This is a genomic window from Pedobacter frigoris, from assembly GCF_005116445.1.
Classification (GTDB): domain Bacteria; phylum Bacteroidota; class Bacteroidia; order Sphingobacteriales; family Sphingobacteriaceae; genus Pedobacter; species Pedobacter frigoris.
Map to the genome: position 1 here is coordinate 1,160,671 of NZ_SWBQ01000001.1, position 14,611 is coordinate 1,175,281.

Annotated in this window: 13 protein-coding genes; 7 read left to right on the plus strand and 6 right to left on the minus strand. The window is 39.9% G+C overall.

Annotated features, from left to right (window positions below):
- The first annotated feature begins 17 nt into the window (after nucleotides 1–17).
- Nucleotides 18–1,901 carry a TonB-dependent receptor plug domain-containing protein gene (locus FA047_RS05040; protein WP_136834873.1) on the plus strand — a complete coding sequence of 628 codons (1,884 nt, stop codon included), beginning with the start codon at nucleotides 18–20 and terminating at the stop codon, nucleotides 1,899–1,901.
- On the opposite strand, the gene FA047_RS05045 is transcribed toward FA047_RS05040, so the two are convergent.
- The 6 genes from FA047_RS05045 to FA047_RS05070 all read right to left on the minus strand — a co-directional run bounded on the left by FA047_RS05045 (nucleotide 1,867) and on the right by FA047_RS05070 (nucleotide 7,699).
- Nucleotides 1,867–2,955 carry a histidine kinase gene (locus tag FA047_RS05045; RefSeq protein ID WP_136834874.1) on the minus strand — a complete coding sequence of 363 codons (1,089 nt, stop codon included), beginning with the start codon at nucleotides 2,953–2,955 and terminating at the stop codon, nucleotides 1,867–1,869. The two genes, FA047_RS05040 and FA047_RS05045, sit on opposite strands and share 35 nt — an antisense overlap.
- Nucleotides 2,956–2,959: 4 nt before the next feature.
- Nucleotides 2,960–4,051 carry a sensor histidine kinase gene (locus tag FA047_RS05050; RefSeq protein WP_136834875.1) on the minus strand — a complete coding sequence of 364 codons (1,092 nt, stop codon included), beginning with the start codon at nucleotides 4,049–4,051 and terminating at the stop codon, nucleotides 2,960–2,962.
- 30 nt (nucleotides 4,052–4,081) lie between these two features.
- Nucleotides 4,082–5,023: a sulfite exporter TauE/SafE family protein gene (locus tag FA047_RS05055; RefSeq protein WP_136834876.1), complete on the minus strand. Its 942-nt coding sequence runs from the start codon at nucleotides 5,021–5,023 to the stop codon at nucleotides 4,082–4,084.
- Nucleotides 5,024–5,158: 135 nt separating this feature from the next.
- Complete coding sequence (locus tag FA047_RS05060) at nucleotides 5,159–6,514, minus strand: MATE family efflux transporter (protein WP_136834877.1); 1,356 nt, start codon at nucleotides 6,512–6,514, stop codon at nucleotides 5,159–5,161.
- Nucleotides 6,515–6,571: 57 nt separating this feature from the next.
- On the minus strand, nucleotides 6,572–7,195 hold the full coding sequence (locus tag FA047_RS05065) for an AlbA family DNA-binding domain-containing protein (RefSeq protein WP_136834878.1): 624 nt from the start codon (nucleotides 7,193–7,195) through the stop codon (nucleotides 6,572–6,574).
- An 18-nt stretch (nucleotides 7,196–7,213) separates the two neighbouring features.
- Complete coding sequence (locus FA047_RS05070; RefSeq protein WP_136834879.1) at nucleotides 7,214–7,699, minus strand: DUF4442 domain-containing protein; 486 nt, start codon at nucleotides 7,697–7,699, stop codon at nucleotides 7,214–7,216.
- Between the two features lie 79 nt (nucleotides 7,700–7,778).
- Here FA047_RS05070 and FA047_RS05075 point away from each other — a divergent pair, with 79 nt between their 5' ends.
- From FA047_RS05075 to FA047_RS05100, 6 genes are all read left to right on the plus strand, one after another.
- Nucleotides 7,779–8,084: a phosphoribosylpyrophosphate synthetase gene (locus FA047_RS05075; RefSeq protein ID WP_136834880.1), complete on the plus strand. Its 306-nt coding sequence runs from the start codon at nucleotides 7,779–7,781 to the stop codon at nucleotides 8,082–8,084.
- A gap of 90 nt (nucleotides 8,085–8,174) precedes the next feature.
- Nucleotides 8,175–8,369 carry a coproporphyrinogen III oxidase gene (locus FA047_RS05080; protein ID WP_136834881.1) on the plus strand — a complete coding sequence of 65 codons (195 nt, stop codon included), beginning with the start codon at nucleotides 8,175–8,177 and terminating at the stop codon, nucleotides 8,367–8,369.
- 117 nt (nucleotides 8,370–8,486) lie between these two features.
- Nucleotides 8,487–9,710, plus strand: coding sequence for an MFS transporter (locus tag FA047_RS05085; protein WP_136834882.1), 1,224 nt, complete (start codon nucleotides 8,487–8,489; stop codon nucleotides 9,708–9,710).
- Between the two features lie 79 nt (nucleotides 9,711–9,789).
- The gene (gene hemF / locus FA047_RS05090; RefSeq protein ID WP_136834883.1) at nucleotides 9,790–10,686 is read left to right on the plus strand and encodes an oxygen-dependent coproporphyrinogen oxidase; all 897 of its coding nucleotides are present in this window, start codon (nucleotides 9,790–9,792) and stop codon (nucleotides 10,684–10,686) included.
- A gap of 131 nt (nucleotides 10,687–10,817) precedes the next feature.
- Complete coding sequence (gyrA, locus tag FA047_RS05095; protein WP_136834884.1) at nucleotides 10,818–13,412, plus strand: DNA gyrase subunit A; 2,595 nt, start codon at nucleotides 10,818–10,820, stop codon at nucleotides 13,410–13,412.
- Between the two features lie 22 nt (nucleotides 13,413–13,434).
- On the plus strand, nucleotides 13,435–14,511 hold the full coding sequence (locus tag FA047_RS05100; protein WP_136834885.1) for a tetratricopeptide repeat protein: 1,077 nt from the start codon (nucleotides 13,435–13,437) through the stop codon (nucleotides 14,509–14,511).
- The last annotated feature ends 100 nt before the right edge of the window (nucleotides 14,512–14,611 follow it).

The following is a 14,611-nucleotide window of genomic DNA, read 5'->3' on the forward strand; positions in this document are numbered from 1 at the left end:
CGAGAAAATAAATAACGATGCAAAAGAAAAATCTGACACTATCCATGTTAATTTTCGGTGGGGTGTTTGCTGTCCAGGCGCAACAAGGAGATCAAAAGGACACTGTTAAAAAACTTAATGAAGTAATTGTAAAGGAAAACAGGCTGCAATTGCCCTTTTCGAAGCAAAACAGGAATATTTGGATCATAGACCGGGAAAAGATCAAGAGTTTGCCAGCCAGATCTGTAAGTGAGTTATTAAGCTATATTTCTGGAGTGGATGTTCGTCAGCGTGGCCCGGGTGGTTTGCAGGCCGATATCAGCATAGATGGCGGGACGTTTGACCAGTCGCTCGTGCTGATCAACGGGATTAAAGTTTCCGATCCGCAGACAGGACATAACATGATGAACCTGCCGATTGCTATAGATGACATTGATCATATAGAAGTTTTACGTGGCTCTGCATCAAGGGTATATGGTATCAATGCACTTACAGGCGCCATCAACATCGTGACCAAAACTGCGCAGCAAACAGGTGTTTCAGCACATGTATTTGCGGGAAGTAGTTTTAAGGATAATGTTTCTGGTGATACTTATTACAACTACGGCGTTCGTGCAGGTGGCACTTTGGTATTGAATGGCTCGAGTCATTCTTTATCTGCCGGACAGGAAGCCGGTAATGGGTATCGTTACAATACCGCCTTTAACAATCAAAAAGTATATTACCAGGGAAAATACGTAGTTGGAAAGACAGACGTGATTGATGTACTGGGAGGATATACTCACAATAATTTCGGAGCCAATGGTTTCTATTCATCTCCGGGTGATAAGGAATCTGAAGAGACAGTAAAAACTGTGCTGGCCTCCATTTCTTATACTACCAAGCTGGCTGAAAACTGGACAATAGTCCCTAGGATCAGCTACAGGAATAATGTAGATGACTACCTGTACATCAAACAGACTCCTGATAAATTTCATAATCATCACCAGACAAATGTATTTGATGCGGAGCTTAGTAATACGATCCAGACCAGTATTGGTGCTTTTGGACTGGGACTGGAAGCCCGTACAGAGCGCATAAACAGTACCAATCTGGGTAAGCGAAACCGTAACAATGCAGGGGTTTTTGCAGAGTTTAAGTTTGAGCCTATCGCTCGTTTACTGGTAAACGTCGGCGCTTATACGAATTACAATTCTGACTATGGCTGGCAGGCTTTTCCGGGTATGGATGCTGGTTATAACTTTTATGGCAACTGGAGGGTATTTGCAAATGTAGGTACAGGACAGCGACTGCCTACTTATACTGATTTATATTACAAAGGACCAACGAACATTGGCAACGATCAGCTGAAGCCGGAAAAATCGAAATATGCGGAAGGTGGATTGAAGTATAATGATGAGCATCTGGCACTCAACGCAAGTTATTTTGTAAGAAGGATAGACAATTTCATCGACTGGGTAAAGGAGATACAAACCAATCCGTGGCAGCCGCAGAATTTCAGTCAGGTAAATACTAAAGGGTTTACTTTGAGCGGTGATTATATGTTAAAAATCGATGGTGCTGCTTTGAGTGGTTTAAGATTGGGTGCTTCTTACACGAACCTGGATCCGAGTTTTAAAAAGACCCTGCCTACAGCTGTTTTTTCGCGCTATGCGCTGGAAAGTTTAAGGAACCAGTTGAGCACTACTGTAAGTGCTGATTTATACAAATTGGTATCACTTACCGTAACTACCCGCTATAGTGAGCGGATTAATTATAAGGACTATATGACCATGGATGCCAGACTGGCTTTTAATCAGCGACAGTATAGTATTTATGCAGAAGGATCGAACCTGTTTGATGTTCAATATATTGAAGCTGGAGCAGTGCCTATGCCGGGTTCTTGGTTTACCCTTGGTGTGAAGGCGAGGATTGTGAAATAGGCAATGTAAGGCTGATCGTGCAACGTTCGTCTTCGCAATTTTCAAACTCGAACCGTACATTGTCGCCATACAGTTGTTTGTAGTTTTTTCCGTAGTCGTTGAGGTCGTTGACCAGGGCCTCATCGGCATTTGTGCTATAGTGCATTTCAAGCAGTAAATGGTCGTCTTCAATCAGCATGATCAATTCCAACACGACCTCTTTCTTCGCTTTTGTCTTGCAGAAAGGTTCAATGATGTTGATGAGCGATAGGGGAGCAATCGTTTTATGTTCAGTATTGCCCTGAATGTTCATCTGGACGGTCAGGTTATTATCTGAGTGATTCAGGTCGATGAAATGGATAAAGCTTTGTAGTGCCTGGATCTCCTCTGCTAAGGGCGCATCTTGTTGTCTTCCACGGTAAAGCCTGTAACGCAGCAGGTCAGAGAAGGTAAGGATCGCATCCGGAGTGGTACTTTCCTGTTGAGTAGCAGATTGTTTGAGTTGGGTCAGCGATCGCATCAGGAAATCCGGACTAATATTGGTTTTTAGTAAGTCGAGTTTTACCTTTTCTATTTCTTTCTTTTCTTTTTCTAGTTCCAGAAGTGTGTGGTTTTCCTCATTTTTCTCCATAAACAAGAGCATGATTACAAAGACCACAAAGTTGAGCAGGTAGCCACCAAGGTTGGCGACGTATTTTTCCAGGAATCCGTCATCCTTGCTCAGGAAGGGGTTTTCAAAACTATCCTTTACAATGGCGTCGTGATAGAATACATCGATTGCTGTAATGCTGAGGTAGAAAAAGATGACCAGCGACCAAAACAGGATGTTCTTATTCCTTTTGAAAAAATAGGGTATGAGGTATAGGCAATAAATGTAATAGAAGGCTGCAATTAGTAGATTATCAAGAAAAAAGCTGTGCAGGATAATTGTGGGTGTAATTGGTTCTTTTACGGTAAGGATCGTACCGACAATCAAAACCCAGATCCAGTAGATGACATGTGCCACCCAGCGATACCTTGCGAAGTATACCCAGCGGTTCTTTTTATTGATCTCTATTTGTACAATATCTGTCATTCATTTAAAAATTAATCAGCAGATCTATTTCAAAACGATCCTTTAAATTGTTGATACTCAACTGATGTTTGCCGGGGTATAGAATTTCTAAGCGTCTCTTTACATTTTTAAGTCCTATGCCACCTTTGTATTCGGTAATGGCCTGTCCGCTAGGCCGGAAAGGCTTGCTGTTCTGTAATTTGAAATGTATAAACCTGGGATGTATGTTGACATCCATATTGATCCACGACTTTCCAAAACTTGATTTGGTTCCATGCTTAAAAGCATTTTCCAGGAAGTTGATGAGTAATAAAGGGGCGATCTTTTTATTCGTAGTATCACCTGTAATCTGAACGGTTACTTTACATTCTTCTTCCCTGTGCCTCAGTTTTTCGAGTGCTATGTAGCTGTTGGTAAATGTAAATTCATTGTCTAGCGGTACCAGATCGGCTTTACATTCATACAGCATGTAGTAAAGCAGCGACTCCAGTCGTTCTATAACAATCTGTGTTTCGTTTGATTTTTTTAAGCTTAATGCATAGATGTTATTGAGGGTATTGAAGAGGAAATGGGGGTTGACCTGGGATTTGAGGAAACTGCTTTCGAGTGCGATCTTTTGTGTTTTGAACCTCGCCAACCGCTGGATTTCTTTCTGCTGATCATGGATGTCCACAAAATAATAGAATGAGACGAAGAAGAAAAAGACCAGTGTGTAGCGCGGCAGACTGGTAGAGATGATAGAGAGGAAATTTGCACCGTTAGCCGCCGGTTGAGCGCTTAAACCCAGGTATAGTAATTTGATCAGGACTGCCTGCAATAAAAATACAAATATCAGCAGCGCAAACATTAATACCCAAAAAAGAGGCTTACTTCGCCTGTAAACAGGCATCACGACAAACTGGAAGCCATAGCATGCCAATAGCGAAGTAATCAGTTTAAAAGTAAATGAAAGATAAGGAATGAAATCTGCCGCTGTTCCCGTAGGCTTAAACATGCCTTGATTGAACATTTGCAATAGCGAAACGCCTGAAATAGAACACCAAAACAAGAGATGCAGGAACCACTTATAGTTACTAAAGTTTTTCGAGATTTGTTGTTTCAGAGATAGATTTGCCATTAGCGTTGTTAACGGCAAATTTATCAATTTCTACAATAGTTTTGTCACAGACATCCAGATAATGCGGATGCTGGATATGATGACAATAATTGACACTCCAATAAACATTTTTTTAATAGGTAGTTTTCCGACCAAACGGGCTGCGATTGGAGCTGCAATGACTCCTCCTACGATAAGTCCTAATATCGACTGCCAGTGGCTTACACCAAGAATGAAGAAGAAGGTGACCGCACTGGCCATAGTCACGAAAAACTCAGTTAAGCTGACCGAGCCAATTACATATTTTGGTGTACGCCCTTTAGAGATTAATGTTGATGTAACCAATGGTCCCCATCCGCCACCGCCAAAAGAATCCAGAAAACCTCCTGCACCCGCAAGCCATCCTGCACGTTTTACCTTCTGAGGTTTTTGCTTTTCTTTAAAGGCATTGGTCAGAATCCTGATGCCAAGGAGTAATGTATAAACAGATATTACCGGTCTGATGTATGTGGAGAATGCCTCGCCAGCATAGCCCAATAAAATAGCGCCTGCTATAGCACCCAGAACACCTGGAACGAGCAATGTTTTAAATAGCTTTTTGTTGACGTTGCCAAAACGATAATGACTGAAACCGGAAGCACCGCTTGAAAACATCTCTGCAGTATGGATACTTCCTGAAATGACTGCGGGGTTTAGTCCGCCGGACAAAAGCAGGGTAGTAGATACCACACCATAGCCCATGCCCAGTGCGCCATCAACAAGCTGTGCAAAAAAGCCAACCAGGAGCATCCATAGGAATTTTTCATCTATTTGGGCGTAGGTATCTTGTGCAAAAGCGACTACAGAATCATAGCTGATATAAGCATAAAGAGCATAGCCCACAAATAATGCAGCAAGAATAATGAGGCATAGATAGGCAATCCTTTTCCATTTTCTCTCCTGTGTTTTACCGTGGTTTAGTGTAGTTCTCGCTTGATTGTCCTGTGTGTTCATTATTGATTCCTATCCGACAATATAAAATCCATCGAATTAGTCGACAATATTAAGGCAACTTTTTGAATAAACAAAATTTTAAATCAAAAAATCTATCGATCTAGTAGTATTAATTAAAAACAATAGTCTTTGGTGCTACTTGGTTAACAGTCTGGTCTTGTTTTGGAACCTGAAGAACAGTAGGATAGAAGCGGTAAGTAGTCCAAAAGTAAGTCCGTACCAAATCCCGTTTACACCAAACCCGAGGGTAATACCGAGTAAATAGCCAAGTGGTATCCCGACAACCCAGTAGGCGATGAAGGTGATGATTGTAGGGATGTTTACATCGCCAATGCCTCTGAGTACACCTAATCCGACTACCTGGGTACCGTCAAACAATTGAAAGAAGCCGGCAATGATCAGCAATTGCGCGGCGATGTTGATTACTGCGATGTCTTCGGTATAGATATAAGGCAATATCGTATTTGCCAGGATGAAAAACAGGGCTGTAGTACTCATAAACACAAGTATCACATGATAGCTGGCTATTGCCGAACGCCTAAGGTCGGTAAAGTTGCTTTTGCCAAAGTTATTTCCGGTTTTGATCGTTGCAGCGGAGGCTATTCCACTGGCCATCATATAGGTTACTGCTGCGAGGTTTATTGCAACCTGGTGAGCAGCTTGTTCTACAGCGCCTATGGTTCCGATCAGGATGGCCGCTCCGCTAAAAGCACTGATTTCAAATGAGTATTGTAAAGCCACAGGCGCTCCGATTTTTGCGATCTTAAATGCCCTTACTTTATCGATAAACCCAATTCTGAATTTCTCGATGTAAATTTTAAAGTGTTTGGAGCGCATCACATAAACAGACATCGCGACAGCCATTAATGTACGGTCTATCAGCGTGCTTAAACCAACACCCTTGACACCCATTGGGGCGATACCGAACATTCCCTTCACAAATATAATTCCCAGGATAATGTTGATGACATTTCCCCAGATGGAAACAAACATGGCCTGCTTGGTAAAGCCCAATCCTTCCGCAAATTGTTTAAAAGTCTGGAAGATCATCAAGGGGATGATAGATATCCCTAAATAACCAAGGTATGGTTTTGCATAGGCAACAACTTCCGGTGACTGGCCAATATGATCTATGATCAATAAGGTGCCGAGATGCACAAACCCATATAAAAGGAGTGATATTAGGAAATTGATAATGAGGCTATTGGATAATAATTTGCCGCATTCATCATAGTTTTTACGGCCATTTTCCTGTGCGATCAGGGGAGTGAGGCCATAGGCGATTCCCATCCCTAACACAAGGATCAGCATAAAGAGACTGTTGACTAACGATACTGCCGCCAATTGGATCGTGCCTGCGAAATGCCCTACAATCACACTATCTGCAAGATGTACAAGAGTATGGCCTATTTGAGAAACAACAATAGGCATAGCAAGGCGTAGGTTATCCGCATAATACGGTTTGTACTTGTTATAAAGGCTCGTTAACATTCCGGCAAAAGTCGGGTTTTTTGTGTTGAATTGAAGATTTTGTGAATTTATATTACATTAAACTGTTGTAAAGTATTCCTCTTTTTCAGAAATATGTGGTCTGATTACACCGCTTATAATGAGACTGACCAGAATCTTTTGAGCTTGTTTATAAGAGCTTCTCGTTAGTTTGCTAAATTCCTTTAGCGTAATTCTTCCTTGCTTGCCGAGATATTCAAAGAGTTTTTTTTCCTGATCGGTATAAGTGATCAGTTGTCCAGTCTTATCGTTGCCTTTTTTGATGACATCCATCAGGATTTTACTCGCCAGTATACTTTTGTCTTTTACCCTGTAATACACCCACCATTTCTTATTTTCATCAAGAGCGTAATGCGGCTTTGTGTCGCTGGGAGCGATGCTTACTACTAGTACCAGCTTATCGTCGACGTAAATTTCTTCAAATTCAGGTTCTATAGCAGGTTTACAGAACTGGTGTGCAGATTTGATGATCATGTAACGTTCTTCATCCTCAGACTTCACTCCCTTAATAGAGCCGTCGTCTGCTACTCCGATTAATAATTGTCCGCCTTTATTATTGGCAAAAGCTACTAAGCTTTTAGCTATTTTTTCGTTGCTGGTGATGGTTTTCTTAAAATCCAGTGTGGTACCTTCGCCCTGTAAAATTAGTCTCCTGATATTCATTTTGCGGATTTTAAAGCGTTAATAAGCGATGCGTGATTCTTCTCCCTGGTGCAGATTTCTTACATAAACTTCATTCATTACCGTAGCACACAATTCGCCTGTGCTATTTGTAATTTCCATAGGGTAAGCTTTTACAAACTTCCCTGTAGTGTTTAACGCTTCAACTGCTTCGTTTAGCATATCGTCGGTAATTAATACCGTAAAATAGAGGTTACTTCGGCCTGGTTTTAAGTATTGGATTGAAGCGCTTTTAAGCCATACACGTACTTTAAAACCTTGCCTTTGCAGCAACTGATCAAATAATATGGCATAAAATGGATCTGTTGCAGCGTAAATTGTTCCACCAAATATGGAACCGTTGTAGTTTTTGTTGAACAGGCTTTTGGCGATTTTAACGTCGACACCCCTGAACCCCTTATGGAATCTTTTTATCCAAATGCGCTGAAATAATAGAGGGGGATATAAACACAAGCCCCACTTGAGGGTTTTCTCTGATACAACCATGATGCTTAAATATCAGAAAGTTTATTGAACTATGAAATTTTAAATATGAACATAAAGTAATTTTTCATTAAATTAGGATATGTATATATATGACACACTTACGGCTGCAGTCGCGGGTCTTGAAGAACGCGGCTATGAATATGATTTCATCTTAACTGAGGATTTTATTGAGTGTAAGGCTATTGACATTCAACTGATGCCTGAGGAATTTGAAATCGATGAATTTTACAGGTTTGAGGGAATGAATGATCCGGACGACAGTGCCGTCATTTATGCGATATCTTCTCCGGTTGGTAATCTGAAAGGCGTGCTTATAGATGCTTATGGAGCATATGCGGAGAATATTTCAGCAGAGCTTTTAGATAAACTGAAAATGCATCATTAAGTGTAAATTATTTTTTTTAAAACTTTCAGTCGGGCTTTTTGTTGAATAATTGAAGCTATGAAAAATCATAATCAATTAAAACACAGCCCTATGAAAAAAATAATTTTAAGTCTTGCTTTTGCAGGTTCATTAATTATAACCACATCAGCATGCAATTCAACAAAAAATGTATCAGATACTACGGATAGCACGACTGTAGATACTACGATGACACCAATAGATACCACTAAAGTGGTGGACACAACTAAAGTTATGCCACCGGATACAACAGTGAAACCAATGTAATAGTAAATAAGGTTAAATGAACGCGCACGTACAGGATTGTACGATGCGCGTTTTTTATTGAATATTTTTTCGCGTCAATAAAATTGTTTGTACTTTCATCAACCAAACAAATATTTTATGACCGAAGCTGAGAAAAAAAGAAATGTGTTCTTTTTGATTCTTGTGGCCGCACTAGGCTATTTTGTAGATATTTACGATCTGCTGCTATTTCTTATTATTAAAAATAAAAGTCTTTCAGGACTGGGAGTTCCGGCTGATAAGATAACCGAAACCGGTCTTAGCCTGATGAACTGGCAGATGGCCGGTTTGTTAATCGGAGGTATCTTCTGGGGGATTCTAGGCGATAAAAAAGGGCGCCTTTCTGTATTGTTTGGCTCAATTATCATGTACTCAATTGCCAATATAGCCAATGGATTTGTAACGAGTATCCCTATGTATGCAGCACTGCGGTTTATTGCTGGTATTGGACTGGCAGGCGAGCTCGGCGCTGGTATCACTTTGGTAAGTGAAAGTATGAGTAAGGAAAAAAGGGGCTACGGTACTATGCTGGTAGCGGGAATTGGATTAATGGGTGCTGTAGCGGCGTATATAGTTGGTGATCTATTTGAATGGCGTACTGCATTTTTTGTGGGCGGAGGTTTGGGTATACTTTTACTACTGTTGCGTTTCGGTGTTTTTGAATCTGGATTATTTGAAAATATGTCAAAAAAGAATGTAGTGAAGGGAAATTTTCTAATGCTGTTTTCTAACAGAAAACGTTTCTTTAAATATTTGAACTGTATTTTAATTGCTGTTCCCCTATGGTTTGTAGTAGGGATACTTGTGGGGATAGCCCCTGAATTTGGTAAAGCATTACATGCTGTAGATGTTTTGGACAATGGTAAAGGAGTGATGTTTACTTATATCGGGATTTCTTTGGGCGACTTCTTAAGCGGGGCATTGAGTCAGGTATTTAAAACCAGAAAAAAGATTGTCTTTATATTTATTACGCTTACATTTTGTGCCATGCTCGTTTATTTGTTAAACACCGGCTGGACAGCAAATGGATTTTACACCTTATGTGTGTTTTTTGGATTATTTACAGGGTATTGGGTTGTGTTTGTTACCATATCTGCCGAACAGTTTGGTACAAATTTGAGGGCAACTGTAACTACAAGCGTACCGAATATGGTAAGGGGATCTTTAATATTGGTAACTATTTTATTCCAGTTTTTACTGGCCAAAATGGGTATTATTAATGCTGCTTTATGCATCGCGGTACTGACTGTAGGAATGGCTTATATCGCTTTGTACAACCTGGACGAAACTTACGGCCGCGATTTGAATTTTATAGAGGAATAGTGTCAAAAAAATGTACTATCTGCAATTTTAAGCCTAATGCCTTTTTATTAAGGTTAACTTTGGGGATAGTTTTAATGAAATGGTGTTTAAAGATCGAGTAGTAGCGGCATACCAGCAAATTCAGGATGAAATTTGTAAGAGTCTGGAACTTGCAGACGGCAAAGCCAAATTTGAAGAAGAATTGTGGAAAAGAGATGGCGGAGGTGGCGGTCGTACCCGCATCATGCAACATGGAAATGTGATAGAAAAGGGCGGCGTGAATTTTTCTGCCGTTCATGGAAAACTTCCTGATGCTGTAAAGAAGGCGTTTAACGTGGAGAGCGACGATTTTTTTGCCACCGGTGTGTCCATAGTAATGCATCCCAATAATCCTTTTGTACCGATCATTCATATGAATATCCGGTATTTCGAAATGGATGAACAAACCCGTTGGTTTGGTGGGGGTATAGATCTAACACCTCATTATGTAATTGATACAGATGCAAGGTATTTTCATCACCTGCTGAAGCAAACCTGCGATTCTTTTGACGCATCGTTTTATGCTAAATTTAAGACACACGCTGATGATTATTTTTACATTAAACACAGGGAAGAAACCCGTGGTGTCGGCGGTATCTTTTATGATAGATTGAAACCTGAAAACACTGGACTTTCGTTCGATCAGCTATTGGATTTTTCAATTGCAGTGGGTAATACATTCATTCCTGCCTACACGGAACTTATTGATAGAAACAGAGATACAGAATATAGCGAACACCAACAGGAGTGGCAATATCTGCGCAGAAGCAGATATGCTGAATTCAATTTAGTGTATGATGCAGGTACTAAATTTGGTTTAGAAACGAACGGAAGAATCGAGTCAATTCTGATGAGTTTGCCACCGATGGCAAAATGGGTTTATAATCATAAGCCTATTGAAGGTAGTGCCGAAGCATTTACGTTAAGCAAGTTAAAAAAGGGGATTGAATGGGCTTAAGAGGCTAAAAGTCACCCTGAATTTATAGGTTAAAATTTTTCCACAATGCGCCTTAATGGCGCATTTTTTATTAGATTCGCAAGGTTATAAGAATACCACATTTAAATCGTTCTTAAGGAACATTAATATTTATGGCAGAAGATTTAGAAAATCAAGAAAACGACAAAATAATTAGAATCGATATTGACGAGCAAATGAGATCCGCTTACATCGATTATTCGATGTCGGTTATCGTATCAAGGGCTTTGCCTGATGTACGGGATGGATTAAAACCGGTACACCGCCGTGTTTTATACGGGATGCTCGACCTGGGATTAGCAAATAATAAACCATATAAAAAATCTGCACGTATTGTTGGAGAGGTGCTTGGTAAGTATCACCCGCACGGGGATGCATCTGTGTATAATACCATGGTAAGGATGGCCCAGGAATGGAGTCTTCGCTACCTAATGGTAGAGGGACAAGGAAACTTTGGCTCTATCGATGGGGATTCTCCAGCAGCAATGCGTTATACCGAAGCACGCTTTCAAAAGATAGCCGAAGACATGCTTGCCGACATCAATAAAGATACAGTTGATTTTCAGTTGAACTTTGATGATTCCTTACAGGAGCCCACGGTGCTTCCATCTAAAGTACCAAACTTGCTGATCAATGGGTCATCTGGTATTGCCGTAGGTATGGCTACAAATATGCCACCGCATAACATTACAGAAGTGATTAATGCGACTATCGCTTACATTGACAACAACGAAGTAACTATTCCTGAGTTGATGAAACACATAAAAGCACCTGATTTTCCAACAGGAGCTATCATTTATGGCTATACAGGTGTTCAGGAAGCTTTTGAAACTGGTAGGGGACGTATTGTAATGCGTGCCAAAGCTGAAATTGAGGCTACAAAAGATCGTGAAACTATTATTGTTACTGAAATACCTTACCAGGTAAACAAAGCAATGATGATTGAGCGTACTGCTGAGTTAGTTGGCGAGAAAAAAATAGAAGGTATCTCCAACATTAAGGATGAGTCCAATAAAGATGGTATCCGTATTGTTTATGAAATCAAACGTGACGCGAATGCTTCGATTGTATTAAATAACCTGTTTAAGCAAACTGCACTGCAGACTTCTTTTAGTGTAAATAACATTGCACTAGTAAACGGCAGGCCGCAGATGTTGAATTTGAAGGATTTGATCCGCTATTTTGTAGAGCACAGACATGAGGTTGTCATCCGCAGAACTAAATTTGAACTTGCAGAAGCCCAAAAGCGTGCGCATATATTAGAAGGCTTACTGATTGCGCTTGATCATCTTGATGAAGTAATTAAATTAATCCGTAATTCTGATACTCCTGAAGAAGCGAGAACTGGTTTGATGGAGAAATTTGGCTTGTCCGATATCCAGGCAAGAGCTATCCTTGATATGACGCTCCGCAGGTTGACAGGTCTGGAACGTGATAAGATCAAAGATGAGTACAATGAATTGATGAAAACCATCGAATACTTACAGTCTATTCTGGATGATGAAGGCAAACGTATGCAGATCATCAAAGACGAATTGACTGAGATGAGAGAGAAATACGGTGATGAGCGCAGAACTCAAATCGTACACTCAGCAGAGGACATGAGTATGGAAGACTTTATCGAAGATGAAGAAGTGGTAATCACCATTTCTCACGAAGGATATATCAAACGTACTCCGGCTACAGAATACCGTACGCAAGGCAGAGGTGGTAAAGGATCTAAAGGAAGTGATTCGAGAAATGAAGATTTCATTGAGCACTTATTGATTGCCTCAAATCATAATTATATGTTGTTCTTTACAGAAGCAGGACGTTGTTTCTGGTTGAGGGTTTACGAAATTCCTGAAGGAAGCCGCTTGAGTAAAGGAAGAGCAATTCAGAATATCATCAATATTCCTAAAGAGGAAAAGATAAAAGCCTTTATTAAGGTTAAAAATCTTAAAGATCAGGAATACCTGGAAAATAATTACATTATCATGTGTACCAAAAAGGGAACAATTAAAAAAACTTCTTTGGAGGCATATTCAAGACCAAGAGTAAATGGTATTAACGCAATCAACATCAACGAGGGCGATCAGTTGCTTGAAGCAAGTTTAACAACGGGTTCAAGCGAAATCGTGATGGCATTGCGCTCAGGAAGAGCTATTCGCTTCAATGAAGAGAAGGTTAGACCTATGGGAAGAACTGCTACCGGTGTACGTGGTGTAACCCTTGCGCATGACAAAGATGAAGTAGTTGGCATGATTGCTGTGGATGATCCGGGAGCAACTGTACTGGTAGTTTCAGAAAAAGGTTACGGAAAACGTACTGACATTGAAGATTACCGCGTTACTAACAGAGGAGGAAAAGGTGTAAAGACAATTAACATCACTGAAAAAACCGGAAACCTCGTCGCTATTAAAAATGTTACTGATGCAGATGATTTGATGATCATCAACAAATCGGGTATCGTCATTAGGATCGTTGTTAGCGAACTTAGAGTAATGGGAAGAGCAACTCAGGGTGTTCGTCTGATTAATTTGAAGGGTAATGATGAAATTGCTTCTGTGGCCAGAATAGAACATGAGGAGGAAGAAGTTGAAGGAGATGAGGTTGTTGAAAGCCATGTAGTAGCTGATGGAGAGGAACTGGAAGTTGATACTACAGAAGAAACTGACGAAACCGGCGCAGATGACGAGGAGGAAGAAGGAACTGAAGAAGAAAAATAATTGTTAATCTATAATAAATAAAATGAAGAAGATACTTTTAAGTGTATTATTTGTAGGTGTTGCTTCACTTGCAAATGCTCAAAAGAGTGAGGTCACGGCAGCTAAGAACGCCTGGGGACTATTAGGCATAAGTAAAGCCAAAACATTAGCTGAAAACTTAAAAGAGCTAAATGATGGTTTAGCTCATACCGATAAAGCCATCGCAAATGAGAAATCTAAAGTTATGGCAGAGGCTTGGTCATACAGGGCATTGTTCTCTTCAAGGATATCTTTGGTAGATTCATTAGATGTTAAAAATTCAATAGCGAATCAGAAGATTGCAGAAGAAGCTATAGCACAAGCTAAAACTTTAGATACCAAGGGGGCTGAGAAAACAAATATTCAGGATGCGGAACTTAATGTCGATAACGCAGTTAGAAATAGAGGTATTTTTGCCTATCAGAGGAAAGATTTTGCTACAGCTTTTGACGCTTTTAAGGAAATAACCAAGAAAAATCCTAATGATACGTCAATGTATGTAAATACTGGGGTAGTAGCAAAAGAAATTAAAAACTACCCTGAGGTAGTTAGTAACTTCAAAAAAGCTATTGATCTTGGTTATAAAGATGCTTCAATTCTATATTCAGAAATCGTCAGTATTACATTCGATAAAATGAAAGATAGTGTTGCGGGCTTGACGTTATTGCAGGAAGCAGGTGCTAAGTTCCCTGAGAATCCTTACTTCATAGGTCTTGAAACGGATATTTATATTAAGAGAGGAGATATTCAGAAATCTCAGGAAATGCTGACTAAACTTATTCAAAAAGATCCTAAAAATGCAACTTATCAGTACCTGATGGGTGATACTTATTATAAACAAGCTCTAGCTGTTCAGAATCAAAGAAATGCTTTAGATGCTAAGAAAACCAAGGAGTTTAATGAGTTAGGTGTTAAGATGACTAAGTTTATTGATCAGTCAATCCCATATTATAAAGCGGCTCTTGATATTGATCCTAAGAACGTTAGTGCTCTGGAAAATCTGAAAATCATCTATGGTTTCAAAGAAGATAAAGTAAACTTTGAAGCGACAAAGAAAAAGCTGGAAGAAATCCAGAAATAAACAACAAATTCATTGAATTGGAAAAGAGGGATATTTTATCCCTCTTTTTTTTAAGTTTGTATACTATGATCAAGATATCTTTTTTCGGTTGTGCATTTTT